Source organism: Parafrankia sp. BMG5.11, assembly GCF_004337455.1.
This window is the reverse complement of sequence record NZ_SJXI01000073.1, coordinates 97,234-121,600: the sequence shown is the minus strand read 5'-3', so window position 1 is coordinate 121,600 and position 24,367 is coordinate 97,234. Positions and strand designations below refer to the sequence as shown.

Annotated in this window: 22 protein-coding genes and 1 pseudogene; 3 read left to right on the top strand and 20 right to left on the bottom strand. The window is 71.4% G+C overall.

Annotated features, from left to right (window positions below):
- The 11 genes and pseudogenes from recA to E0504_RS53685 all read right to left on the bottom strand — a co-directional run.
- On the bottom strand, nt 1-914 hold a 914-nt coding region (gene recA, locus E0504_RS38190), incomplete at its 3' end, for a recombinase RecA (protein ID WP_131626815.1).
- 248 nt (nt 915-1,162) lie between these two features.
- Nucleotides 1,163-1,297 (bottom strand): hypothetical protein, encoded by a 135-nt coding sequence (locus E0504_RS53690; protein ID WP_255565774.1) that lies wholly within the window; start codon nt 1,295-1,297, stop codon nt 1,163-1,165.
- Between the two features lie 138 nt (nt 1,298-1,435).
- Nucleotides 1,436-1,537, bottom strand: a pseudogene (locus E0504_RS38185) (IS6 family transposase); the annotation flags it as partial.
- 116 nt (nt 1,538-1,653) lie between these two features.
- Nucleotides 1,654-1,920 (bottom strand): hypothetical protein, encoded by a 267-nt coding sequence (locus E0504_RS38180; RefSeq protein ID WP_235015003.1) that lies wholly within the window; start codon nt 1,918-1,920, stop codon nt 1,654-1,656.
- Between the two features lie 252 nt (nt 1,921-2,172).
- The gene (locus tag E0504_RS38175; protein ID WP_131626814.1) at nt 2,173-5,499 is read right to left on the bottom strand and encodes an ATP-binding cassette domain-containing protein; all 3,327 of its coding nucleotides are present in this window, start codon (nt 5,497-5,499) and stop codon (nt 2,173-2,175) included.
- Entirely contained in the window at nt 5,496-6,932 is a 1,437-nt protein-coding gene (locus tag E0504_RS38170) for a phosphotransferase (protein WP_131626813.1), read from the bottom strand. Before E0504_RS38170 ends, E0504_RS38175 begins: the two co-directional genes overlap by 4 nt.
- Nucleotides 6,929-7,723, bottom strand: a complete 795-nt coding sequence (locus E0504_RS38165) for a hypothetical protein (protein ID WP_071059803.1) — start codon at nt 7,721-7,723, stop codon at nt 6,929-6,931. The genes E0504_RS38170 and E0504_RS38165 overlap by 4 nt, the downstream gene beginning before the upstream one ends.
- Before the next feature lie 10 nt (nt 7,724-7,733).
- Nucleotides 7,734-8,576 (bottom strand): hypothetical protein, encoded by an 843-nt coding sequence (locus tag E0504_RS38160; RefSeq protein WP_071059802.1) that lies wholly within the window; start codon nt 8,574-8,576, stop codon nt 7,734-7,736.
- Nucleotides 8,577-8,685: 109 nt separating this feature from the next.
- Nucleotides 8,686-9,297 carry a hypothetical protein gene (locus E0504_RS38155; RefSeq protein ID WP_112105006.1) on the bottom strand — a complete coding sequence of 204 codons (612 nt, stop codon included), beginning with the start codon at nt 9,295-9,297 and terminating at the stop codon, nt 8,686-8,688.
- The gene (locus E0504_RS38150) at nt 9,294-9,971 is read right to left on the bottom strand and encodes a hypothetical protein (RefSeq protein WP_112105005.1); all 678 of its coding nucleotides are present in this window, start codon (nt 9,969-9,971) and stop codon (nt 9,294-9,296) included. The genes E0504_RS38155 and E0504_RS38150 overlap by 4 nt, the downstream gene beginning before the upstream one ends.
- The gene (locus E0504_RS53685; RefSeq protein WP_255565652.1) at nt 9,968-10,093 is read right to left on the bottom strand and encodes a hypothetical protein; all 126 of its coding nucleotides are present in this window, start codon (nt 10,091-10,093) and stop codon (nt 9,968-9,970) included. Before E0504_RS53685 ends, E0504_RS38150 begins: the two co-directional genes overlap by 4 nt.
- Before the next feature lie 72 nt (nt 10,094-10,165).
- On the opposite strand from E0504_RS53685, the gene E0504_RS38145 reads away from it, so the two are divergent.
- Nucleotides 10,166-10,597: a response regulator transcription factor gene (locus E0504_RS38145; RefSeq protein ID WP_241831096.1), complete on the top strand. Its 432-nt coding sequence runs from the start codon at nt 10,166-10,168 to the stop codon at nt 10,595-10,597.
- Here the strand turns inward: E0504_RS38145 and E0504_RS38140 are convergent.
- From E0504_RS38140 to E0504_RS38100, 9 genes are all read right to left on the bottom strand, one after another.
- Nucleotides 10,489-11,268, bottom strand: coding sequence for a response regulator transcription factor (locus E0504_RS38140; protein WP_071059800.1), 780 nt, complete (start codon nt 11,266-11,268; stop codon nt 10,489-10,491). The genes E0504_RS38145 and E0504_RS38140 overlap by 109 nt on opposite strands.
- Nucleotides 11,265-13,130: a sensor histidine kinase gene (locus E0504_RS38135; protein WP_112105011.1), complete on the bottom strand. Its 1,866-nt coding sequence runs from the start codon at nt 13,128-13,130 to the stop codon at nt 11,265-11,267. The genes E0504_RS38140 and E0504_RS38135 overlap by 4 nt, the downstream gene beginning before the upstream one ends.
- 316 nt (nt 13,131-13,446) lie before the next feature.
- On the bottom strand, nt 13,447-14,322 hold the full coding sequence (locus E0504_RS38130) for an LLM class F420-dependent oxidoreductase (protein ID WP_071059799.1): 876 nt from the start codon (nt 14,320-14,322) through the stop codon (nt 13,447-13,449).
- A gap of 327 nt (nt 14,323-14,649) precedes the next feature.
- On the bottom strand, nt 14,650-16,029 hold the full coding sequence (locus tag E0504_RS38125) for an aldehyde dehydrogenase family protein (RefSeq protein ID WP_112105004.1): 1,380 nt from the start codon (nt 16,027-16,029) through the stop codon (nt 14,650-14,652).
- Nucleotides 16,029-17,120, bottom strand: coding sequence for an AMP-binding protein (locus E0504_RS38120; protein WP_112105003.1), 1,092 nt, complete (start codon nt 17,118-17,120; stop codon nt 16,029-16,031). Before E0504_RS38120 ends, E0504_RS38125 begins: the two co-directional genes overlap by 1 nt.
- Before the next feature lie 224 nt (nt 17,121-17,344).
- Nucleotides 17,345-18,058 carry a response regulator transcription factor gene (locus E0504_RS38115; RefSeq protein WP_112105002.1) on the bottom strand — a complete coding sequence of 238 codons (714 nt, stop codon included), beginning with the start codon at nt 18,056-18,058 and terminating at the stop codon, nt 17,345-17,347.
- Entirely contained in the window at nt 18,055-19,350 is a 1,296-nt protein-coding gene (locus E0504_RS38110) for a sensor histidine kinase (RefSeq protein WP_112105010.1), read from the bottom strand. The genes E0504_RS38115 and E0504_RS38110 overlap by 4 nt, the downstream gene beginning before the upstream one ends.
- Nucleotides 19,351-19,366: 16 nt before the next feature.
- Entirely contained in the window at nt 19,367-20,215 is an 849-nt protein-coding gene (locus E0504_RS38105) for an ABC transporter permease (RefSeq protein ID WP_112105001.1), read from the bottom strand.
- Nucleotides 20,212-21,138, bottom strand: coding sequence for an ABC transporter ATP-binding protein (locus E0504_RS38100; RefSeq protein ID WP_112105000.1), 927 nt, complete (start codon nt 21,136-21,138; stop codon nt 20,212-20,214). The genes E0504_RS38105 and E0504_RS38100 overlap by 4 nt, the downstream gene beginning before the upstream one ends.
- A gap of 704 nt (nt 21,139-21,842) precedes the next feature.
- Here E0504_RS38100 and E0504_RS38095 point away from each other — a divergent pair.
- Nucleotides 21,843-22,562, top strand: coding sequence for a phosphatase PAP2 family protein (locus E0504_RS38095; protein ID WP_235013676.1), 720 nt, complete (start codon nt 21,843-21,845; stop codon nt 22,560-22,562).
- A gap of 1,175 nt (nt 22,563-23,737) precedes the next feature.
- Nucleotides 23,738-24,343 (top strand): hypothetical protein, encoded by a 606-nt coding sequence (locus E0504_RS38090; protein WP_235013675.1) that lies wholly within the window; start codon nt 23,738-23,740, stop codon nt 24,341-24,343.
- The last annotated feature ends 24 nt before the right edge of the window (nt 24,344-24,367 follow it).

The window sequence follows — 24,367 nt, the reverse complement described above, 5'->3', positions numbered from 1 at the left end:
GCGTTTTCCTTGCCCTGGCCGAGCTGGTCACCGTCATAGGTGTACCAGGCACCGGACTTGCGGATGATGCCGTGCTCGACGCCCATATCGATCAGGGAGCCCTCGCGGCTGATACCGCCGCCGTAGACGATGTCGAACTCGGCCGTCCGGAACGGCGGGGCCATCTTGTTCTTGACCACCTTGACCCTGGTCCGGTTACCGACCGCCTCGGTACCGTCCTTCAGCGTCTCGATGCGGCGCACGTCGAGCCGGACGGAGGCGTAGAACTTCAACGCCTTTCCGCCGGTGGTCGTCTCCGGAGAGCCGAACATGACGCCGATCTTCTCGCGGAGCTGGTTGATGAAGATGGCAGTGGTGCCGGAGTTCGCGAGCGCCCCGGTGATCTTCCGCAGTGCCTGCGACATCAGGCGGGCCTGCAGACCCACGTGGCTGTCGCCCATCTCCCCCTCGATCTCGGCCCGCGGTACCAGCGCCGCGACCGAGTCGATGACGATGACGTCCAGCGCGCCGGAACGGATCAGCATGTCGGCGATCTCCAGCGCCTGCTCCCCCGTGTCGGGCTGGGAGACGAGCAGCGCGTCGGTGTCGACGCCGAGCTTCCCCGCATACTCCGGATCAAGAGCGTGCTCGGCATCGATGAAGGCCGCGATACCTCCGGCTGCCTGCGCGTTCGCCACCGCGTGCAACGCGACCGTGGTTTTTCCGGACGACTCCGGCCCATAGATCTCGACGACGCGCCCGCGAGGGAGGCCCCCGATACCGAGCGCGACATCCAGCGCGATGGATCCGGTCGGGATGGCCTGGATCGGCGGGCGGGTGTCGTCACCCAGCCGCATGACCGAGCCCTTGCCGAACTGCTTGTCGATCTGCGCAAGAGCGTTCTCCAACGCCTTGTCGCGGTCGGGTCCCACCATTGGAGTTACTCCATGCTGACTGAGGTCGGCGGGTCTTGGCCACGAGCCGACGCTAGGCCGTGGGACCGACAGTTTCGGAAGTCGGGTCGGTTCTGTGGACGGCGGAGAGTCTGTGGGCAACAGTAGCCGAACATCCGTTCGAAGGTGCGGCGACACGCCGGTGCACACTCGCGTTGGGCTGGTGCCTGGGGGACTCCAAGATCTGATTTTCGGTCTGTGGGCTGGCCTTTTGCGGTTGAGGTGATCGTCTACGGGAGTTGTCGGCCGGCGTTGCGGTACTCGTTGATCATGCCGCCGAGGATGCGGGTGCGGCGGACGATGGAATCCGGGATCGGGGTGACCGTGGGCTGTGGGTCGAGTGTGGGGTGCCAGAACTGGGCCATCGGTCCTGGTCCGCGTCGTTAGGCAGCCCGCTCGGGCACTGTTGCGTTGTGAGGAAGCGGCGGATGCCAGCGGTTTCGGCACCGACACCGGCCTGCTGCGACAGCCCGGCGGTGAAGGTCTCTCACCTCCACAGGAATCCACCGCGCCTCGTGGCGCACCTCGTCGACAAACCACCTGTCCCCGGGACGGTGCCGGCACGGCCGCGCCACATCGACCAGCAGGGGCGTGAAACGCTGCACGCAGCAGGCCTGCGAAGTTCGCTTTTCCCGCCACGTCACCACTGCCCTCGACGACCTTTGCCAATCTTGATGGGTTCCGCCGTCTGGACTTGGTACGCCCTGCGAAGGGCTCGGGGTCAGGACATGGAGCGCATCTGGCGGATCTCGGCGAGCGCACTGAGGCGGAACACCTCGATGAATCGCAGGAGGGTGTGCAGCTCGTCGTCGTTGAAGGCGGCCAGGTTCTCGCGGGTCCGGGCGGTCAACCCGGCGTAGTAGGCGTTGATCCGGTCGAGGCCCTCGTCGGTCGGCTCGATGATGATCCGGCGCCGGCGCCGCGGGTCCGGAACCCGGCGCATTGCCGGCCAGCACCAGCCCGAATGCGCCAGCACCGATCTGGTCATCCAGCTCATATCCAGGAAGCGCCGCCGCTACCCGCGCCCGGTCAACGATCACGACGGGGCCTGACGCCCTGTCGGTCCTCACCGTCGACCGTGGCCAACCCACTCATTTCCGTCGACACGACGCGTGATCCTAACGGCCGCCCATGCTTCTTCCGCGCGACGGCTTGCCGTCACACCCTGCGGTCCCGGGCTCCGTCACGGCGGTCGGTCACCGGTGTAGCCCAGGGGTTCGCTGGCGATGCCGCGCGGTGATCAGCGGCCCTTCCGGGGGGTTGATCCGCGGCGGAGCACGGGCCACGTCGCCGCCGCGACGGCCGCGGTCAGCAGCAGGAGCGCGGCGAGGTCAAGTGCCCAGGTGCCGGCGTCGTCCTTCCACAGCGGGTCACGATCGGGGTCGCCCTGCCGGTAGCCGGTGGTCGCGGCGACCATCGCGAACCCCCACCGGGCCGGCATCAGGTACGCGAGCTGTTCCAGCGGCGGGCGGCCGTTCAGGGGGATGAGCAGCCCGCACAGCAGGAACTGCAACAGCAGGACGACGACCAGGATCGGCATGCCGCGATCGGCGTTGCTGATCAGCGCCGAGACCAGCAGCCCCTGGACCATCGCGGCCAGTGCGACCGCGATCATGGCGACAGCGACCTCGGTGACCCCGCTCCCCAGCGCGAGCGGAGTGTCCGGCCCGGGTTTGCCGACCAGCCCGACGAAGGCCAGGATCACCGCCTGCACACTGGTGATCATGCCCAGGACGGCGAGCTTCGACCAGAGGTAGGCACTGCGGGAGAGCCCGATCGCCTGCTCCCGGCGGAAGACGGAGCGCTCCTTGACCAGTTCTCGGAACGCTCCGGCGAATCCCGTGAACGCGCAGCCGAGGACGAGCATGAGCATGAGCGGGGCGATGTCGTCGTCGGGGTTGGTCTGCCGGCTCTTCCATGACAGGCCGTGCCCACCCGGCAGCAGTTGCGCGAACAGGCTCAGGACCAGCGGCAGCGCCAACAGGAACAGGGCATAGGCCCGGTCGGCCGCGATCACCGAGAGGTAGCGGCGGGCGAGCACGGCGAACTGGCGCAGTGCCGGCTGCTGGCGTGGCGGCGGGTCCGGCACGGCTGGCGCCGGACGCACCGCGGGACCCACCGTGGACCGCGCCGCGCCGCTCGGCATCCCGTACTTCGCGTACTGGGGCGAGGCCCGGAACCGGGCTGTCCAGTCGACGTCCCGGGACTGGTCGAGGAGCAGGAACATGTCCGCGAAGTCGCGCTGGCCGAAGTAGCCGAGCGCCTCGCCGGGCGGGCCGAAGTAGGAGAGCCGGCCGCCCGACGCGAGCACGAGCAGCCGGTCGCACAGGTGGAGCTGCGCGGGTGAGTGGGTGACGACGACCACCGTCCGGCCGTCGTCGGCGAGCGTGCGCAGGGTCTGCATCACCGACTTGTCCATGCCCGGATCCAGCCCGGACGTCGGCTCGTCGAGGAAGAGCAGCGACGGGCGGGTGAGCAGCTCCAGTGCGACGCTGGTGCGCTTGCGCTGGCCGCCGGAGAGGGTGCTGATCCGCTGGTCCGCGTGATCGGCCAGCCCCAGCTCGCCGAGCACTTCCTCGACCCGCGTGTTGCGCTCGGCCGCGGATGTGTCGGCGGGGAACCGCAGCTCGGCCGCGTACCGCAGGGCCCGGCGGACGGTCAGCTGCGGGTGCAGGATGTCGTCCTGCGGGACGAGGCCGATGCGTTGGCGCAGCTCGTCGTAGGACGCGTAGAGGTCGCGGCCGGCGTAGCGGACCTCACCGGAGTCGGCGGGGCGCTGCCCGGTCAGCGCGCCGAGCAGGGTGGACTTCCCGGCGCCGCTCGGACCGACGACGGCCAGCAGGCTGCGCTGCGGCAGGGCGAACCCGACCCCGTCGAGGAGCCGCCGGCCGGAGCGGGTGACGGCCAGGCCGTCGGCCTCGAACGAGATGTCACCCGAGTCGGTGTACTCGACGAGGGTGCCGCCCTGCAGGTGCAGCAGGGCATGCCCGATGCCGACGATGTCCCCGGCCCCGATCGTGGCCGCCTGGCTGATCCGGTGGCCGTTGACGAACGTGCCGTTCCAGCTGCCGAGGTCGACGATCCGATGCTCGGTCCCGGCCTGGCGCAGCTCGGCGTGCCGGCGCGAGACGAGCGGGTCGGTGAGCACGATGTCGCACTCGGGCGCGCGGCCGATGACGATCGGCGCAGCCCCGACCGGATGCAGCGCCGTGGCCTTACGCCCCCACCACGTCCCGCCCGGGCGGGACGTGGTGGCGGTGCCCGGCGCCGGTGCTGTTGGTGGCAGTGCCGTCGGTGGCGGTCCGGAGGTGGGCGTGCCCGGCGCCGGTGCCGTTGGCGGTAGCCCGGAGGTTGGGGAGCCCGGCCCCTGCGCCGTGGGTGAAGGCGTGGCGGTGGCTGGCCGTTTCGGCTGGTGGTGCCTGGTTTCGAAGAGCGCGGTGGGGGTGGCCGGTGATGCGGGCGGCGTTGGCGGCGGGGCGCTCGTAGCCTGCCACCAGCCCGACGCGGGTGTGGCCGGCGGTGCGGGCGGTGTCGACGGTGGTGTGCTTGTGGCCTGCCACCAGCCTGACGCGGGTGTGGCGGGCGAGCCGAGCGGCGCTGGCGCTGGCGTTGGCGTTGGCGTTGGCGGACCAGGCGCAGGCGCAGATGGGGGCGAGGACGCGGGGGTCGCCGCGGGGGCGGCGTTCGTCCGCGTCCACCACCTGCCGCCCGTGGCCGGGGCGGCGGGCGGCTGAGCCGGGGCCGCCGAGCCGAGGGCTGCGCGGGCGGCGGCCGCGAACACGGACGCGGCGGGATGCCGGTCGGCCGGTGACTTGGCCAGGCCCTGCGCGATGACGGCGTCGAGGGCTGCCGGTGCCCCGGGCCGCACGGCCGACAGGACGGGCGGTGGCTCCTCCAGATGTGCCCTGATCACCCCGAGCCGCTCGGCCGTGACGAACGGCCTGCGCGCGGTCAGGCACTCGAAGAGCAGGCAGGCCAGCGAGTAGACGTCCGCCCGGTGGTCGACCCGGTCGGAGAGGAACCGCTCGGGCGCCATGTACTCGATCGAGCCGATCGCCGCCCCGGTCGCGGTCATCCCGGCACCCTCGACCGTCCGGGCGATCCCGAAGTCGACGAGGTAGACGAAGTCGGTCGGACGTCCGCGGCCGGCGCACAGCACGTTGGACGGCTTGACGTCGCGGTGCACCAGTCCGTCGGCGTGCGCGGCGTCCAGCGCCGAGGCGATCTGCTCGACGACGTCCACGGCGGTCCGCGGGTCGAGCGGCCCGCCGCGCAGGACCGTGCCCAGGTGGGCGCCCTCCACCAGACGCATGTCGATGAAGAGCTGGCCGTCGATCTCGCCGTGGCGGTGGATCGGGATCACATGCGGCTCGCGTAGCTGCGCCACCGTCTCGGACTCCCGGCGGAACCGCTCGGTGTAGTGCGAGTCCCCGGCCAGGCTCGGGAGCAGGAGCTTGAGGGCCACCATCCGCTGCTGCCCGGTGTCGTAGGCCCGGTAGACCTCGCCCATCCCGCCGCGGCCCAGCAGTTCCTCGATGCGGTACGGGCCGAACATCCGCTGCGTCATCGCGCCTTCCCCGATGGTTGTCGCCGTCGCCGTCGCCGTCGCCGGACCATGAGAACGAGGACGATCAGCGCAGGCACAAGGGCGAGCAGCGCGGAGACGGCGGCCTCGTCGGAGGGGGTCATGCCGGTGAGCGTGGCGGAGACGAGGGCACTGCCGAGCCCCCAGGCCGCCACCGTCGAGACCACCGCGAACAGGTACCAGCCCACTGCGCGCAGCCGTCGCCCCGCGGCACGCAGGGGAGCCCACTGCGCCGGTCCGGGCTGCGCCGGCACTGGTCGCCCTGGTTCCGGCCGCTGTCCGGGCGGCTGCTTCCACCACACGGTCTGCCCGGCCGGCGGAGCGGGCTGGGGACGAGGCCACGGACGTGCGGCGGTGCTCTGACGCGGCGCGGCGGTGCCCTGGGGCTGTGTAGTGGTGCCCTGGACCGGCGCGGTGGTGACCTCGACCGGCGGGGTGATGACCGGGAGCGGTGCGGTGGTGGCCTCGGGCGGCGCGCCGGCTGGCGGCTGGGCGGCCGTGTGCGTCCACCAGGGGACGGGCCCCGAGATCAGCTTTTCCAGGTCGCCGGTGGCCGTCCAGCCCGGGGCGCAGCAGGCCCGCAGCCGGGCCGCGAGCTGGTCGATCCGTGGGTCGTGCAGCCGCTCGACCCACGACCACACCTCGGTCCGGTGCGGAGGCTGGTAGTCCCTGTCGCGGAAGAGCAGGTTCTCGCCGTCGTTGAGCTGCTCCCACTGTTTCGGCTCGCGGGCGAGCGCCAGCAGCGAGAGGTAGATGACGAGCCCGGGGAAGGTGTCCATCCACGGGCCCCAGGGCCGGTTCCGGGGCTGGTAGTTGCGGTGTCCGCCCTCCGACGGCGGCCGGGAGCCGGTGAACGGGGCGATCCACGAGCTGTCGAAGTCGACCAGGCGCAGCTGGCCGGCCGTGTCGACGAGCACGTTGCCGTGTTGCAGGTCGCCGTGCGCGAACCGGGCGGCCTGGGTCCGGCGCAACAGGTCACGCCAGGACGCGGCGAGCATCGCCAGCGCCGCGCGGTCGTCGGCCTCGACGAGGTCCTCGACGTGCCGGTCGAGGGTGTGCCCGTCCACCCATTCCATCTGGACCATCGGCCAGCGCCGGCCGTTGACGAGAATCGCGTCGTCCACCCAGCGGCAGCCCGCGACGTCGCCGTTGAGCCCGCGCTCGGTGAACCAGGCGTTGAGCGCGGTGTAGCGCTGCTGGGTGGAGGCGTCCTCGCGGGTGAAGAAGCGTAACGCCTGCGCGGTGCCGCCGACCGTCGCCCGGAACACGACCGCCGTGCTGCCCGACGCCGGAACGGGGATGCCCAGCATCGGGTGCACGTCGAACCGGGCCTCGACCAACTCGGGACGGTCGAACACGAGGTCGGGCCGCTGCACGGCTTTGATGTAGTCCTCGGCGGACAGCTGGTCGGTCACAAGCAGACCACCAGGGCGCCGGGCTCGGCCGTGGCGAGCCGGACCCGCAGCAGCGTGACGTCGTCGTTGCGCATCCGCCCGGCCGCGCGCTGGTCGGCGACGATCGCCGCGAACGCCGCGTCGTGGTCCAGGCCGGCGAGTGCCGCCCACAGCGACGCCTCGTCGCGATCGGCTTCCAGCAGCAGCCACTGGGCCAGCGCGTCGGTGGCGATGAAGAGCACGTCGCCCGCCCGGACCTCGCCGCTGGCCAGCTCCAGCGCACGCAGCATCGGGCCGAGTGCCTCCGGGCGGGTGCCGATCCCGTCGGGGGAGAGACCGAAGTCGTCCACGTCGATCGGCGGGAAGTGTGTGAGCAGCCGGCCGGCCCGGACGTGGAACAGCACGGTGTCCCCGAGGGCGGCGGCCTCCCAGCGGGCCCGGGGCCCGTCGAGGCCGGTGAGGCGACATCCCAGGAACGTCGCGAACGACCCCTGCGTGTGGAACTTGTGCTCCTCGATGACGGTCGCGAACCGCGCGGGCGCCCCGGCCACCCACAGCCGCTGGACCTGCTCGAACCAGGCGCGGAGCCCGTCGGGGGTGAGGTCGGGCCCGGTGTCGGCGACGAACGAGCCGACCAGGTGCGCCACCCAGCGGATCGCGTCGTAGGCCTCGGTGGCGCCGTCCACGACCACGTAGCGGGGGGCGACACCGGTGGCCGGGTCGCCGTCGTGGCAGGCGGCGGCGTCCTCCCATTCCGATGCCGCGCTGCCCAGCTTCTCCAGCCAGAAACAGGCGGAGCGGGCGAGGATCATCAGCAGGTCCTCACCGGTCGCGGACGTCGGCGACCCGGGTGCCGATCTCCAGGAACCACACGAGCGTCGCCAGGCCGGCGTTGAACACGAATCCGCGGGCACCGTCGGCGATCTCCACCCGCGCGCCGCGGGCGTTCGCGACCATCGAAGCCGGCAGCGTGCTGGAGATCGCGAACAGCTCGGGGCCCGGTTCGGGCAGGTCCGCCGCCGTGACCGGGAACAGCGCCTCGGGTGCGACGGTCGGTGACAGGAAGATGTTGAACAGCAGTGTCCGGCCGTGGCGGGTTTCGATCGAGGTGAGCCGGGCGGCCCACTCGGCGAGGTCGGCGCCGTCGAACGGGCTGTCGGTGACCATCCCGTCGGTGATGTTGATGACGATCGGCGGGAACGAGTCGGGGTGGCTGGCCGCCCACCCGTACACGTGCTCGCCCGCCGTCGCGATGGCCTGGCACATGGGGGTGCGGTAGCCGAACACCGGCTCGATCCAGACCGGGAGCCGGGAGCCGGCGACGGCGTCGACCGACTGTTCGGCCTCGACCCGCAGCGGGTTGTCGAACACCTGCGGGATCGGCACGATCGGCTGCCCGGCCAGTGCCGGCTCGACGCCCTCGCCGCCCCCCACCGGGCAGGCGCCGTAGCCGAAGACCCCGACGTCGAAGTAGTGCCTGGCCCGGCCGCCGACCTCCTTCGCCGACTTCACACACAGATCGAGCAGGATCTTGTTCACGGCGCGGGCGGCGCCCTCGGCGAGTGTGCCTCCGCTGGACTGCCACGGCTGCTTCATCGAGTCGGACCGGTCCAGCAGGAACACGATGCAGCCGGGGTTGGTACGGGAGAAGGTCTGCTCGTACATTCGTCCATCCGTCCTGGTCAACACGGTCCTGAACTCGCGGTTCTTAACTCGTGGTTCTGAACTCGCGGTTCTGGATTCGACACGGTCCTGAGCCCGGCGCGGTCCCGGGTCAACGGGTATTCCGGCGGCGACTCGCGACGACGACGACCGGCCACGTGGTTCCGGGTAGCCAGGTCCACTCGTGGCCATCGGCGCGGCAGCGGAACGCATATCCCGCGCCGGCGTGCCGGACGTCGAGGCGGAACGCGCCGCAGCGCGGGCACTGCACGACGCGGGCCGAGTCGCGCAGCTCCCCGAGATCGCGGGGAGCCGGGCGGGTCGGCGCGGTCGCGGTGGTCGGCGCCGCCGGTGGCGGGGCGTCCCTGTTCCACCACTGCCCCGTGGACGGGGCGCCGCCAGCCGGCTGCCCGACCGGCAGCACGAGCTGCGTGGTCTCCGGCTGCCCGGTCTGCGGCGGCGCGGTCTGCGGCTTCGCGCCGCCGGCGCCCGGCCCGGACGACGGGCGGTCCGGGGGCCGGGCGCGGTCTGTGAGCGGTTGCCCCAGCAGAGCGGCGAGCAGCGCGCCGACGGCGGCGGACCCGAGAACCACGGCGAGCGTCGTCTCGAACGGGCGGTCCCGGAACAGCAGGGCCCAGCCGAATCCGGCCGCGACGAGCGCCGAGGCCGCGAGCAGCGGAAGCGGAATCCGCTCCGCTCGTCCCGTCACGGCCCTGCCCGTCATGGTTTCTCCAGGCGGAACAGCACGTCGGCTGCCGGGTTGGTGACCGACTGGCACTGCTGGTCGCGGGTTTTCGTGTCGGCGAATCGCCAACCGGTCGGCGGGTCCAGGCAGACCACCGCGTTCAGCGGCAGCTCGGACGGCGTGAACTGCCCGTTCGGGTCGAGGGCGCCGCCCGGCAGCTCGCGCTGCGCGTAGCTGATCGTGACTTTGCTGTCGTTCGGGAGCGGGTCGTCCCCGTCCGTCCTGTCCGCGACCACGCGGACCTGCTCGACTGTCACCTTGGTCGGGGTGTCGGCGGACACCCGCTCCCGGATGCACACCGACGCCGGGTCCGACCCGGCCACCCGCATCGGCGTCGTCGACGAGACCACGCACACCTCGTGGTCGCCGGGAGGGACGTCCGCGGACGATCGGCCCTGCGTGACGATCCCGTCTGCGGCCAGCACGGTCGAGCCGTGCCGGATCTGGACGGTCAGGTCGTCCGGGAGCCGGGCGCCCGACGCCTCGACCAAGGTGACGGTGACCCGCTCCGGCTTGCCGGTGACCGGCGACTGCGGCGCCGACGCCGACGCCACGACGACGCTCGACAGGGCGACGGCACCGAACGCGATCGCCGCCGCGTAGCCGGGTGTCAGCACCGGATGCCGCCACAGCGACGCGCGGCGCGCTGTCATGCGCACGTGAACGGGTAGTCGACGCTGCCCGAGTCGGAGTCGGAGTCGATCTGGCCACGGACGACCACGAATACGACGATCACGGCGAACACGCGCGCGAGCCCGGTCAGGACGGCCTTCATGGGAAGGAGTGTCGGGCGAACCGGATCTGGGCACATCCGTGCCGGCACTGGCTTTCGAGAGCGGTTTTCCCAGTGCTGGCACCGAGATCCGAAACGGCCGCCGGGTGCTACCGTCCGGAGATGGACCGGGTGGCGGTGGGCCGCGTCTTCATCGTCGACGACAGCGAGCCGTTCCGCGCCGTCGCCCGCGCGCTCCTGGAGAGCGGCGGTTACCAGGTGGTGGGCGACGCCGGGACCGGGGCCGAGGCGCTGGCCGGTGTGCCCGAGGCGGGCCCCGACGTGGTACTGCTCGACATCGCCCTGCCCGACATGGACGGGTTCAGCGTCTGCCGGGCGCTACGCCGCACGGCCCCCGACGCGACCGTGGTGTTCTGCTCGGTGCGCGACGCCGAGCACTACGGCGACGCGGTCGAGCGGTCGTCCGCCGCCGGGTTCCTCCCCAAGTCGACGCTGTCGGCGGCCGCGCTGGCGCTGATCGTGGCCCGTCGAGCGGAGCGCAGGTAGGCGAGCACCGCGAGGACACGGCGGTTGTGTTCGGCCTCGTCGGGCAGCGCGAGCCGCTGGAAGACACCGCGGACGTGCGTCTCGACGGTGCGGGTCGTGAGGTGCAGCTCGTCGGCGATCGCGTTGTTGGACCGGCCCTGCGCCATCAGCGCGAGGACCTCCCGCTCCCGCGGGCTGAGCGCGGCCAGCTCGTCGCGCCGGCCGCTCCTGCCGCCGACGAGCAGCGGGACGACCTCGGGGTCGAACGCGCAGCCGTCCGCCGCCACCTGGCGCACGGCATCCAGGAAGCCGGGCCCGGTGACCCGGTCCTTCAGCAGGTAGCCGACACCGCGCGCGGTATGCCCGACCAGCTCGTCGAGGTGCGCGACCTCCAGATGCTGTGACAGGAGCAGCACGCCCGTCCCGGGATGGCTCCGCCGCAGCCGCACGGCCGCGCGCAGCCCTTCCAGGTGGTAGCCGGGCGGCATCCGGATGTCGACGACCGCGAGGTCCGGGCGGTGCCGTTCGACGGCGTCGAGCAGCTCGTCCGCGTTCCCGGACTGCGCGACTATTGCGCACCCGTCGCGTTCCAGCAGCTCGGCGAGCGCCGCCCGGAACAGCGAGGCGTCGTCGGCGAGGACGATGCGCGGTACCCCCGCGGCCGGGGCGGATGGAGTGGTGGCGGTGGTCAAGAGCCCTCCAGAGGCAACTCTGCGTGGACGGACGTCCCGGCGCCGGGGAGGCTGCGCACGACCAGGCTGCCGTCGAGCGCGGCGGTCCGGTCGCGCAGCCCGAGCAGGCCCGTTCCGGCGTTCATGTCGGCGCCGCCGACGCCGTCATCGGCGACGGTGACGAGCAGCCGGTTCCCGGACGCCCGGGCGTGGACGTGGATCTGGCTGGCGCGGGCGTGCTTCGCCGCGTTCGTCACCGCCTCGGCGGCGACGAAGTAGGCCGTCGCGGCCACCTGGTCCGGCAGCGGCGGCAACGCGGGCCCGTCGACGACCTGCACGGGGTATGCCGAGCGGGCGGCGAGCGTCCGCAGCGCGGGCAGCAGCCCGGCCTCGGTGAGCACCGCGGGATGGATGCCGCGGGCGAGCTCGCGCAGCTCCGTGACCGCCGCCTCCAGCCCGTCGGCGGCCCGCCGCAGGAGCACGCCGAGCTCGGGGTCGGGGGGAGCCGGGCCGAGCCGGTCCCGCGCCAGCCGCAGGATCAGCGCGGCCGTGACGAGCTGCTGCTGGGCGCCGTCGTGCAGATCGCGTTCGATCCGGCGGCGCTGCTCGTCGGCCGCTGCGACGATGCGGACCCGGGATGCCCGGACCTCGGTGAGCTGGGCCCGCACCTCAGCGGCGAGCCGCTGATTGTCCAGCTCCAGCGCCGCGGCCGCCGTCACGGCGTGCAGGACGTGCCGGTCGGCGCGCAGCGCCGGGTCGTGCAGGAGCACGGCGACCACGCGCACGCCGCGCCGGACCGGGGTCACCGCGTCATCCGGGCGGGGCGTCACGGGCTGCCCGTCGGCGTCCAGGTATCCGTCGGTGGAACCGGCGTCCGAACCGGCATGGTCCGGGCGGGGGTACGCGATGCGCAGCGTGGGGTCGCCGAGCGCGCGGGCCAGCAGGTGGCGCAGCTCGGTCGGCGGCATCTGCGGCAGCTGCAGGAGGAGGTCCCCGACGGCCGTGCGGCCGAGCCGGACGCGCAGCGCACCGGCCAGGAACGCCACCGGGAGCCCGAGGGTGGCGAGGTGGGCGACCTCGTTGATCAGCAGCGCGGTCGAACCGGTCAACGCCGGGTGGAGCAGCGACGCGACGCTCCCGACGAGCCCGACGCCGTACACCGGCGCGAGCACCCGGCGGGCCGGCGGGGTGGCGACGAACCAACGCCGGACGAGCAGCGCGCCGACGATGACGGCGAACACCACCTGCGTGCTGTCGACCAGCAGGTCCTGCATCCGGGCCAGGTTGGCGACGAGCAGCAGGTTCGGTGTCAACGACCGGTAGAAGGGGACGCCCAGCGGCACGAGGACGAGCACGAACACATACACCCCGCCGGTCACCGCCCGCTCGGTGCGCGTCCGCAGCCGCCCCTCGGGGAAGGCCAGCAGGAGGTGCACGAGACATCCCGAGGCGACGCACCGGAAGAACATTCCGACGGTGTGCGGCACCGGGTAGCTCGAGACCTGCAGGTCCTCGGCGAACCAGGAGATGCCGACCATCACCATGCGCAACCCCAGCCGACCCGGTCGGCGCAGGTGCGTGACGGAACCGGTCAGCAGGTAGAGCCCGCCGACGAGGCCGGAGAAGAGGGTGCTTGTCGTGTCCTCGTCCCGACCGCCGTCGGAAAGCCAGAGCACCACCGCCCCGATGACCGCGCCCACCACGGCGAGTGCCGGCACCCCGTATCTCCGGCGGAGGTCGTCCCCGTTTCCGGTCATGGACGCCGCGGGCTTGCGCCGGTGGTCCGCCGCGGGCGCGGCGGCGCCGTCGATCGCGGCGCCGCCGGGTGCCTCTCCCACGGCCGCCGTCCCCGGGAGGAGCCGCCCGCCCGCCCGATCGCGCACGGCCGCCTTCTCCACCCCCCGAACTGCCCGGAACCTGACCGGCGGATCGCTCAGGTTACTGATCGATTATTCGCCAGCCAGTGACCACCGACAAGGCAGTCGCTCACTCCGCGGAACACCGGAAAGGCGACTCGTGCCGGCCCTGCTCGCCGCTGGCGGCGTTGATGACGGAAAAGGCCTGGTAGACGGCCTCCCGCGTTGTGGTCTGGGTGACCGCCCCGGAAAATCCTTTGCGGCGACCGGCCGGGAATCGTGACACTGGCCGGGATGAATCGCGTACCTGGGCGGACCTTCAGCGCCGCGCTGGGCAGCGCCGCTAGGAAACCAGGTCGAGTGCGGTGGCGAGGGCGCGCCATTGCGGCCGGGGAACAGTCGTCGGGTCCTCGGTGAGGACGTGGATGCACACGTGGTCCGCGCCCGCGTCCTGGTGCTCCCGCACGCGGCTGAGGACCGCGTCGAGGTCACCCCAGGCGACGAGCGCGTCGACGAGGCGGTCGCTGCCGCCGCCTCCGAAGTCGTCGGGAGTGAAGCCGAGCCGGAGGAGATTGTTGGTGTAGTTCGGCAGGGTCATGTAGCGGTTCACCGTGGCGCGGGCGATCGTGCGAGCCCGCTCCGGATCGGTCTCCAGGACGACCTTCTGCTCGACGGCGAGCAGCGGACCGCTCCCGAGGATCTCTCGGGCCCGCCGCGTGTGTTCCGGTGGGACGAGGTAGGGATGCGCGCCCGCCGTGCGCTCGGCGGCGAGCGCGAGAACCCGCGGGCCGAGCGCCGCGAGCGCACGGTTCTCCCGGGGGACCGGCGTCTTCGCCGCGTCGAGGCCGTCCAGGTAGTCGACCACCTTCCGGTACGGCCGCTCGTAGCGTTGCCCGGTCGGCTCGACGTTCGCGGCGTGCCCGGCACCGATGCCGAGAAGCAGTCGGTCGGGGTGGGCCCCGGATACGCGGGCGTAGCTGGCGACCACCTGGTCCAACGGCTCGGTCCAGACGTTGACGATCCCCGTGGCCACCGCGATCCGTGACGTCGCGTCCAGCAGTGTCTCCGGCAGCGCGAGGTCACCGGCGGAGGCACCGATCCAGATCGCGTCGTACCCGAGATCCTCCAGCTCCGCGGCGATCTCCGCGTGCTGCCCGGCGTCGCCAGGCCAGTAGAACGAAGCCCGCCATACTCCGATTCCGCCGACGTCAACCGCCACGGCCCCGTCCCTTCGCTGTGACTGGCCCTTTCGCTACTCCAGCCGTCAATGGCGACGTCGTATTCCACTGGGTACGGACGGCCTCGCCCGGCAACGCGGGCTCACATCGAACTCACATCGCGGCGGCCCTATCGCGCGGGGCGAGCTTCCGCCCCGCCACCCGGGGGCCGCTCCGCCACCCGGGGGCCGCTCCGCCACCCGGGGGCCGCTCCGCGGCCGCGCGGCGCGTGCCGTCGAGATCCTGGACGGGCGGGCGCCGGCCCCGTCGCCTGAGTTCCCTGGAGGCCCTCGACCCTCCCTGTCGGCTGTGGTTGCCAGCGGGGGGCTTCACGGACCGGAGCGGATCATCGCCTTGCTACGCATCAGGACCTCGCCGAGGTAGCCGTCATGCGGGATGCCGGGGCGCAGCCAGGTCGTGGGGTTGTCCCCGAGGTAGAGGTTGGTGATCGACGGTTCGTCCAGCAGGGTGTCGACGAGGTCCGTCCGGGTCGTCATCGCGGTGAGGACGAGGGAGTCGCGCAGCGGGGCGACGCCGTCCCGCTCCTGCCAGGGGCCGACCCAGACGCACGGGAACGGCAGTTCGACGTTCAGCTGGGGGGCCGTGCTCGACGCGACCAGGTGCACCGCCGGCCGCAGCACCGAGCCGCCCGAGGGAAGGTCGTCGACGATGGTGTCCCCGCCGAGCAGCGCGTGCGCGTCACCGGCGACGGTGTGCAGGTAGCGGTCGAGCTGCGTCGCCGTGGCGGTCGGCTGCACCGTCAGGATCGCGTCGGGGTGGTCGGGCGGCAGGCTCGGAATCCGGCCCAGCCGCTCGGCGAGCGCCCGCGCCAGCGGTTCGGGGTCACCTTCGACGAGCACGGCGGTGGCGCAGGTGCAGGCGGTTCCCCCCAGGTGGCTGACCGAGCCGGCGATGACGTCGATCTTCTCCCGCCAGTCGACCTCGGCGGTGACGAGAATCTTCGACCGCCCTGGCCCCTGTGTCAGCACGCGCGGGTTGGCCCGGTACTTGTCGACGACGTCCTGGCCGCCGTACACGATCGCGTGGTCGGCCTCGGCGACGATGACGTCCGCGGCCGCGTAGTCGGTGGGCAGCAGGGTCAGCGCCGCAGGCGGGAAACCGGCGTCGCGCAGGGCGCTCACCAGCCGGAAGGCGGTGAACGGCTCGCGGGACGACGGCCGGAGCGCGACCTTGTATCCCAGCGCCAACGCCTCGGGCCACAGCCCGTGCACGGCCGGGGTGTTGCCGGCGGCGTGGACGGCGAAGAGGTCCCCGCGCCGGGTCCAGACCGCGGAACCGGTGGTCGTGGCCGGGTCGCGCCAGTCGGCGACCGCGCCTCGGGGCATCGCCAGCTCGACCGTGCGCCGCTGGGAACGCAGCACCTCCGCGACCCACTCGACCGACTGGCGGACCACGCCGAGCGGCACACCCGACGCCTGCGAGACGAGGTGGGCGTAGTCGTCGGGGTGCAGGCCGCCGACGGCGGCGCCGGTGAACAGGTCGGCGGCCTTGTCGAGCGCGGCGAACCGCTCGGCGGCCGGCACGGTCGGCGCCGCGCGCATCGCGGCCAGCGCCCGGCGCACGTAGAGCGTCGGCACCTGGCTGATCTCGCCGATGTGCTCCCCGGAGAGCGCGGTGAGCGGCTTGCGCTCGCGGGAGCGGTACGGCCCGGTCGGACCGAGCGCGTCGATGTGGATCTGCTCGTCCATCAGTAGACCCCTTCGATGACGGCCTGGCTGTCGAAGGTGGTGACCGGGGCGACGTCGGCGACGGCGCAGCCGAGCGCTCCGGTCAGCGGCTCGACCCGGACCGCCGTGTCCCGCTCGAGGTTGTTCGGCACCAGCGCGTACTTGGTGAGGTGGTTCATCACGACCTGGCCGCGCTCGCCGAACCCGACCTCCGCGCCGGTCCCGGGATCCACCACCTGGAAGGTGATGTACGGGCTGGGCGGATCGAACACCGCGAGCTCGTCGGAATCCTCCTGCGGGCGCTCGCGGGACATACCGAGCACCGTCGTGCTCCCGTAAAGGCCCTTGAGGGGGATTCCGGGGAATACCTCCCGCCGGAAGATGTCGCGCGAGTCGGCGTCCATGTGCGCGCCGCTCCAGCAGATGAACCGGATGTTCTTGTTGATGACCTCGACGAGCTCCGCGCGCCGCGCTATCCGCTCGAGCAGCGGTGGAGTCGTGACCAGGATTCCGACGGACTGGCTGGTAAGGATGTGCGCCGCCTGGTCGACCAGATGCTCGGCGTAGCGGTCGGCCTCCTCCAGAGCGCCGCGGGCTATGAGGTTCTTGATCCACCGGGGGTCGAGGTCGACGGTGAACCTCACGCCGTTGTGGCGGCGTGCCCTCCTGCTGGCGAAGTCGCCGAACATGTGCGGCCCGCTGGGCGCGACCGCCAGGATGTTCGTCGTCCCCAGGTCGCTGTAATGGAACTCGTCCCAGCTAAGTGCGAACTCGGCCCAGCGTTCGAACATCACGAATCTTTTCGGGGCGCCGGTCGTCCCGCCGCTCTCGAAGATTCCCGCGATCACCCGGTCCGCGCCGGTCAGCCCCCTTGGGACCAGGTCCTCGACCGGGACATCGCGGAACTCGTTGACGACGTTCGGGAAGAGCACGAGATCGGTGAAAGTCCGGACGTCGGCGATCGGGTCGAAATCCAGGCTCCGGGACCGGCGCAACCAGTACGGGCTACCGGTCTCCTCCGAGAAATGCCATCGCATCAGGGCGCCGATGTATTCGTCGGCGTCGATGGACGCGATTTCTCCCGGGGTTATGTCAAGGATTGATGGGAGCATGGACGGCCTCCGGACACGTGCGGTCGTGCAGTTCGACGATCCTGATTCTCGCCCCCGCCGAAACCAGGTCGGAGAGCGCCGAGCCGGTTCCTATCGTACGATCGCCAGATCGCCGTCTTTCATCCCCGGCTGTTGACAGTCCGAGTCCATTTGCGGTCCGAGTGGGCGATACCCGTCCACCTGATGTTAATTTAATTGTGCGGCGTGTGGCCTGTCTCGCCCGTTTATTGCCGATTGTCGGTTCTGCGGTCCCGGGCGGTTTCGGCGCGGGCCTGCGGGCGGGTCAGGCCAAGGTCATAGGCACAGATGACGGCCTGCACCCGGTCCCGGGCGCCGATCTTCGCGAGTACGCGGCCCACGTGGGTCTTGACGGTCGATTCGGACAGGACCAGCCGCTCGGCGATCTCGCCGTTGGTCCAGCCGTGGCCGATGGCGACGAGGATCTCGCGTTCCCGTTCGGTCAGCGTGTCCAGGCGCGGGTCGGCGGCCCGCTCCCCGTCGGGAAGGGCATCGCCGAGATGCTGTGCGAAGGCGTCGAGCAGGCGCCTGGTGAGGGCGGGCGCGATGACCGCGTCGCCGACGGCGACCGCCCGGATGCCGGCGAGGAGCTCCTCGGGATAGGCGTCCTTCAGCAGGAAGCCGCTGGCGCCGGCGCGAAGCGCGGCGTGCACGTACTCGTCGAGATCGAAGGTCGTGAGCATGAGGATGCGCGAGCGGCCGCCGCCGGCCACGATCCGCCTGGTCGCCTCGATGCCGTCCATGCCTGGCATGCGGACGTCCATCAGGACGACGTCGGGATGCAGGTCCGCCGTCTGCCGTACCGCGTCCGAACCGTTCCTGGCCTCGCCGGCCACCTCCGTGTCGGGGTTGCTCTCGAGCAGCATGCGGAAGCCGAGGCGTTGCAGGGGCTGGTCGTCCACGATGAGCACGCTGATCATGTGGGGTCGCCTTCGGGCTCGTGCGGTGGGGTTTCGTGCGGGGTGAGGTCGAGGTCGGCTGCCACGCTCCATCCTCCGCCCGGGGCGGGGCCCGCCGCGACGGTGCCGCCGTAGAGCCCAGCGCGTTCCCGCATTCCGATCAGGCCGTGACCCGGCTCGCCGGGGGGAGCGGGCCGGTCGGCGGCGTCGGGTGGGCCGGTGTCCCGGATCATGATCCGAAGCCGGGTGCCGTCGATGCGCAGCGCCATGCGCACCCGGGTGCGCGGGCCGGCGTGCTTGAGGATGTTGGTGAGCGCCTCCTGGACGATGCGGTACGCCGCCAGCTGCACCCCGAGATCCAGGGCATCGAGCTCACCGGCGCTCTGGTACTCAACCTGCGGCCCGGCCGCGCGGACGCGCCGGCACAGCGAGTCGAGATCGGCGATGCGCGGCTGCGGGCTGAGATCGGGCGCCTCGGCACGCTCCCGCAGTACGCCGAGGACGCGGCGCAGCTCGCCGAGCGACCGGCGGCTGGTGTCGCCGATCAGGTTGAGCGCTTCTTTGCCGCGTTCGGGCGCGACGTCCACGGCGTACGCGCCGCCGTCAGCCAGCGCGATGATCACTGCGAGGCTGTGGCCGACGATGTCGTGCATCTCGCGGGCCATCCGGGCGCGCTCGCTGGCCGCCACGAGTCTGCTGCGCTGGTCCCGCTCGATCTCGAGCTGACGGGCCCGGTCGCGCAGCGCGGCCAGCTGCGCGCGGCGGATGCGCACCGCGAACCCCAGCGCGGCGGCCGCGACGCCGATGCTGAGGAGCAGGAAAATCAGATCCCCCACCGGCAGCACCGTGGCCAGGCGGATCACGAGCAGCACGAACGTGGCGATCGACGCGGGTACCGCCCACGGCAGGCGCCGCAGCGGCGCGTGGAGCACCAGGCTGTAAACGGCGACCAGCAGCGCGACGTCGGCGCGCAGCAGGACACCGACGGCCAGCTCGACGACGAACGCCGCCATGACCGCGTGGAACGCTGCCAGCGGGGCGCGGCGCCGCCACCACAGCGGGACGAGCAGCGCGGCCTGGAACAGCAGCATCTCGGCCAGCGGCGGCCAGACGAAGGGGATCGGCGTGTCCGGAGGGTCCCCGTCGTGCGGGAGGGCGGGCAGGCAGAACACGAGGAAGATCGTGACCACGACGGCGGTGTCCAGCGCCCAGGGGCGTGCGGTGTCCCACTGCCGGACCCGCTGTCCGGCGTGGAACAACCGGGCGGTCGCGGGATGTCCCACGAGCCCGCCGGCCGCGTCGTCGTCGCTCACCGCGAGCACCGGAGGATCAGACGTCCGACCGGACGAGCCGGTGCGCGGCCCCGCCGAGGACGAGAGCCGTCCAGCCGAGCAGGACGAGCAGCCCCGCACCGGCCGACAACGTGCCGGCGGTGTGGTGCAGGGCGAAGACCGACTCGCCGGCACTGCTGGGCAGGTACGGGGTGACGTCGGTCCGCCAGGACCTCGGCAGCAGCGACATCAGGCTGGGCACCAGCAGGAACGTGCCGACCAGGGCCGAGATCCCGCCCGCGGTCGAGCGCAGCAGTGCGCCCAGCGCCACCCCGATCACGGCGACCAGGCCGAGGTAGAGGCCCGCGCCGAGCAGGCTGCGCACGACACCACCGTCGGTGACGCTCATGGCGATGGGGGTGCGGGAAAGGATCCCGCTGGCGACGAGGAACGCGACGAACACACCGATCACGCTGAGGACGAAGGCGATCAGACCGTGGACGGCGGCCTTGGCCCACAACACCGGCAGGCGGCGCGGGACGGCCGCCAGCGTGGACCGGATCATGCCGGACGTGTACTCGCCCGAGGTCGTCAACACCCCCAGGACGCCCAGCGCGACCAGCGCGAACGGCACGCCGAACAGGGCGAGGCTCTGGGTGGTGGCATCCGCGAGGCCGGGGTCCAGGTGCTTGCCCGGCCCGGTCATCGACCTGTACTGCACCGCGGCGATGATGCCGACCGCGAACAGGAAGAGCAGCCCGAGGGTCAGCGTGATCCAGGTCGACTGCAGCGACCACAGTTTGGCCCACTCGGAACGCAGCACCCGCCGGCCGGTCACCTTCTGACCGGAGCCGGCCGTCCGGGACGGCGTTGCGGGTACGGGCCGGGTCTCAGTGATGGTGGTCATGCCGCCCTCGCCACGGTCGTCTCGGAATGGTATTCGACGGCGTCCTTGGTCAGGGCCATGAAGGCGTCCTCCAGGGAGACCGTCCGGGCGGTGAGCTCGAACAGCGCGATGCCGTGTTCAGCGGCTCTGGTCCCGATCTCGCGGGCCGACATGCCGGTCACGCTCAACTGCTCCGACCCCGTGGTCGCCGTGATCTCGACCCCGGGACCGGCCAGAAGGCCGCGCAGCCGCGCCGGGTCGGCGCTGGCGACCGCCACGGTGTCGCCGCCGGCCTGCCGGACCAGCTCCTGCACGGTGGTGTCAGCCAGGACCCGCCCGCGCCCGACGATGATGAGATGGTCGGCGACCAGCGCCACCTCGCTCATCAGGTGCGACGAGACGAAGATGGTCCGCCCGGCGGCCGCGAGGTCGGTGAGCAGATTCCGGATCCACAGCACACCCTCCGGGTCGAGCCCGTTGACCGGCTCGTCCAGCATGACGGTCTGCGGGTCCCCGAGCAGCGCCGCGGCGATGCCCAGCCGCTGGCCCATGCCGAGCGAGAAGGCACCGGCGCGCCTGCGGGCCACCGAACCCAGGCCCGTCAGCTCGATCATCTCGTCCACCCGGGCGCGGGGGATGCCGTGGGTGTACGCGAGGGCCATCAGGTGGTCGAAGGCCGTTCGTCCGGGGTGGATGGACCGCGCCTCCAGGAGCGCGCCGACCTCCCGCAGCGGAGCCGCGTGCTTCGCGTACTCCCGGCCGTTCACCGTCACCGAGCCGGCGGTCGGCGCGTCCAATCCAATGATCATTCGCATCGTGGTGGACTTACCGGCGCCGTTCGGCCCCAGAAATCCCGTCACCGAGCCCGGCCGGACGGTGAAGTCCAGACCGTCGACGGCTGTCTTCGGCCCGTATCGCTTGGTCAGCTGTCGCGCCTCGATCATCGCTTCCCTCTCAGACCTGTCCGCCGGGTTCCCGGCGTCCTGCTGGGAGACGCTAGGCGTGGGCCCGAGACGATTCGTCATACCGCGGTCCGATCTTCGGGCCCGGCCCTGGTACCGCGGTACCAGGGCCGACAGCCCAGGTACCGCGGTACGCGGATGCCATCCGGATGCCGCTTCCTGCCTGTCTACGGCGGCCAGCCGGGAAAGACACCTACTGGCTATTGCTTCCGGTCAGCACAGCGGGGTTCCGGCCAGTTTCACGACCTGGCGGAGCAGTCATACAGCGGGGAGCTGATGGTGATAGGGGAGGGCCGTCCCACATCGTCCTCACATGTTGGCCGTCCTAGTCTTCGGGCGAGGCGCGGTCTTCGGACGGGGCACACCCGGCGGGCGGGACGCGCTCTTCGGTCGAGGCGTGTCGCGGGGCCCGAAACGACCGCGGAACCGAACGCGAAAGCTCGGCCGCGGAAGGAGGAAGCGCGCAGGCAACGGCCGCGAAAAACCAGTCGCGAACGACCGACGGATAAGGCTCGACCGGGGAACAGGACCGTTGAAAACGATCATCATCGGCTGTGTCGCGGCGCCTGACATCAAGGCGGGGGCCATCGTGTCCCGACGGGCCCTGCCGGCGACCCATGTGATGATCACCGATGTGCCGACGGAGACTCCTGTTGGCGGACATGCGTCGACCCGGCGGGCAACCGGTGCGTTCGACCTCTGACCGGGTGGTGGGCCTGCCCGGTTCGGAGCGGGCCCGCACCGAGACCATCCGGTACACCGTCGCCGGAGCGGCGGGGGTCCTGCTCACGGTGCTGCTGGGCGCCGTCGTCCTCCGGAGTGGAACGCCGTTCGGGTTCGATGCCGGGTGGCACCGATGGGTGTTGGCTCACCGTGACCCCGGGCTGTCCGATGTCGCGGTCGCCGTCACCGACACCGGCGTCGGTGCCTGCGCCTACTGTCTTGCCGCGGTCGCTGGCGCCCTGGCGGTGTCGCGGTGGCGGCGGTGGTGGCTGGGCGCCGTCGCAGGGGTCGTGGCGCTGCTGCTGGGACAGCTGTTGAGGACCTCGCTGGCGGTCATCGTCGGTCGGGCGCGACCGCCGGTGGCACACTGGATAACCTATCCGTCCGGCTTCGCGTTTCCGTCCGGCCACACGACCACCTCGGCGCTGGTGGCCGCGGGTCTCGCCGCGGTGCTGTACCGCCGGGCCCGCAGGCGCTCCACCAGGGTCGCGGCTGTCGCGGTCCCGGGCATCTGGGCGTTCACTGTGGGGCTCAGCCGGATCTACCTCGGGGTGCACTGGCCCACTGATGTTTTCGCCGGATGGCTGTTGGCCACAGTCCTCGCTGTTGTCTGCCTGCCGTCGCTGGGCGCCCTGCTCGCGTGGATCGGCCGGGATCAGCCAGACCGGCCGGACCCCTGCTGATCGCCATCTTCGTCGCGTGGAAGCGCGCCGGGCCGCTCTTCCGGCGTCGGGCCGGCCGAGGCAGGTGTGGAACAGATCGAAGCACGTCCGGCCGGATATCTTTCTATCGATCACTGTGGTGCGATTGGCGGCGTCCCCGGCCGGTACCTGAGCTGAGCGGGAGCGGTGGCCGCCGAGGACGGCGTCGTGGCCGCGGAGCGGTCCGTGGCGAAACGGGATCGGGCGGCGCAGCGCCCGGCCGCCTTGTCCGCCTGTCGCAGCCGTGCCGGCGGTGCGGTCGTGCGTTCTATGCGCGCAAAGCCACATTGGCACGGACCTCCCGGATTGCGTGTGACGCTCCGAGAGGCTAGCGGTGTTACCGGTAGCAGCGATGCTGGTTCTACGGTGTTGAGTGTGGCCGGGATTGTGAACCTGCGGGACATTGCCGAGTGACTCGGCGTCTCTCGGGCACGCGCTGATCAGCTCTCGCGCCGGCCATCGTTCCCCGCCCCGTTTGCAGCGTCGCGTCCGATGAGGATCTGGGACCGCGATGAGATGGCGGCCTGGACCGCGCGGTACCGGCCCGACGCTGTGGGCAAGCGCGACGTCGACCAGCCGCGAACGGCCTCGAGGGGTGCCGGGTTAACGCCAATGAGGTGCGTTTGCTTACGGGTAAACATGGGCAATGGGCTAACTATGTCAGGCGCGATCCTCCCTGAAGTTCGGCAGCTCGCCGCGCGGAAAGTGGCCCAGGCGTATGCTGGTACCTCAAAAATTCCGGACAATGTGGACGAGTTCCCATCCGGTTCCTGAAAATCTGTGCCTGATTTAAATAATCAGTTCCGCGTGGGCGTGTTTCGGCCGTCATCGCGACGTTGCATCTTAGCGCTTTGAATGCCGGCCTGATTGGCAGGAGCCGGTCGGTCGCCGGTTATCTGCTGGCCAGCCGGCGAAGTCGCACGACCGCCAGTCGCTCGTCTCCTCACCGCTGTCTCCTTGCCATGTACTCTTGTCTCATCGGGATCGTGATGGCTCTCAGGGTCAAAAGTCCTCTGGGAATCTACTTCCGTCCGGTGTACTGCGAGTGCGTGGAGGCAGCAGGAACGGTGGCTACTCGGATACCTAGGAGGAGAGCCGACCAGGGGACGGTTCGACTTAACACGCGCGATCTGCACGCGCTCGAGTGGATCTTCGATATGCATGCGGTCTTCGAGACCGACCTGCCTGACGTGCTCAACCCCGCTCGGCTCATCTCGAAGAACGCGGCACGGTCGATCGTGACCCGTTGGGCGAACGCCGGGGTCGCATACGCCGAGCCGGTGCTCGCCAACCAGGGCCGCCTCGTCCGTCTGACGCCGGACGGGGAGAGGCTCGTCAGCACCGGTGACAGAGCCTCACCCGTGGCGGCACCGGGCGCGGCCGCGGCGGCTGTCCACCATGCGATGGTGGCGCGAGCGCGGCTGCGGCTGGAGCGCGACGGTCTCCCCGACCTGGTCGTCGTGGGCTGGCTCAGCGAACGGCAATGGCGGATGGAGAACCGGTCCCAGGTCGCCGCCGGCGAGCAGATACCCGACGGAATAGCGCGTCTGGACAGCGGCGACCTCTGCCCGGTGCACGTCGGGCACACGGGTGTCGAATTTATTCGGATCAGGTCAACTATTATGGACATCCTCGGCAAGTACGGGACCGTCATCGTCGCCGTACCTGGCGATATCGCGCCGCTCGCGCAGTCGACCTGGAGCGGGCCGGACTTCTCCGGCCCCGGAGCGGATCACAGTGGCCTGCACTTGATCATCATTTGAGGGAAGACTCCAGTTACGAGACGG

Excerpts from the sequence above, each read along its gene's own strand:
- E0504_RS38115 (WP_112105002.1), bottom strand. The coding sequence starts at position 18,058 with ATGATCAGCGTGCTCATCGTGGACGACCAGCCCCTGCAACGCCTCGGC.
- E0504_RS38120 (WP_112105003.1), bottom strand. The coding sequence starts at position 17,120 with ATGCTCCCATCAATCCTTGACATAACCCCGGGAGAAATCGCGTCCATC.
- E0504_RS38180 (WP_235015003.1), bottom strand. The coding sequence starts at position 1,920 with ATGACCAGATCGGTGCTGGCGCATTCGGGCTGGTGCTGGCCGGCAATG.
- E0504_RS53690 (WP_255565774.1), bottom strand. The coding sequence starts at position 1,297 with ATGGCCCAGTTCTGGCACCCCACACTCGACCCACAGCCCACGGTCACC.
- E0504_RS38155 (WP_112105006.1), bottom strand. The coding sequence starts at position 9,297 with ATGACGGGCAGGGCCGTGACGGGACGAGCGGAGCGGATTCCGCTTCCG.
- E0504_RS38165 (WP_071059803.1), bottom strand. The coding sequence starts at position 7,723 with ATGATCCTCGCCCGCTCCGCCTGTTTCTGGCTGGAGAAGCTGGGCAGC.
- E0504_RS53685 (WP_255565652.1), bottom strand. The coding sequence starts at position 10,093 with ATGAAGGCCGTCCTGACCGGGCTCGCGCGCGTGTTCGCCGTGATCGTC.
- E0504_RS38105 (WP_112105001.1), bottom strand. The coding sequence starts at position 20,215 with ATGACCACCATCACTGAGACCCGGCCCGTACCCGCAACGCCGTCCCGG.
- E0504_RS38160 (WP_071059802.1), bottom strand. The coding sequence starts at position 8,576 with ATGTACGAGCAGACCTTCTCCCGTACCAACCCCGGCTGCATCGTGTTC.
- E0504_RS38100 (WP_112105000.1), bottom strand. The coding sequence starts at position 21,138 with ATGATCGAGGCGCGACAGCTGACCAAGCGATACGGGCCGAAGACAGCC.
- E0504_RS38150 (WP_112105005.1), bottom strand. The coding sequence starts at position 9,971 with ATGACAGCGCGCCGCGCGTCGCTGTGGCGGCATCCGGTGCTGACACCC.
- E0504_RS38125 (WP_112105004.1), bottom strand. The coding sequence starts at position 16,029 with ATGGACGAGCAGATCCACATCGACGCGCTCGGTCCGACCGGGCCGTAC.
- E0504_RS38175 (WP_131626814.1), bottom strand. The coding sequence starts at position 5,499 with ATGACGCAGCGGATGTTCGGCCCGTACCGCATCGAGGAACTGCTGGGC.
- E0504_RS38090 (WP_235013675.1), top strand. The coding sequence starts at position 23,738 with ATGCATGCGGTCTTCGAGACCGACCTGCCTGACGTGCTCAACCCCGCT.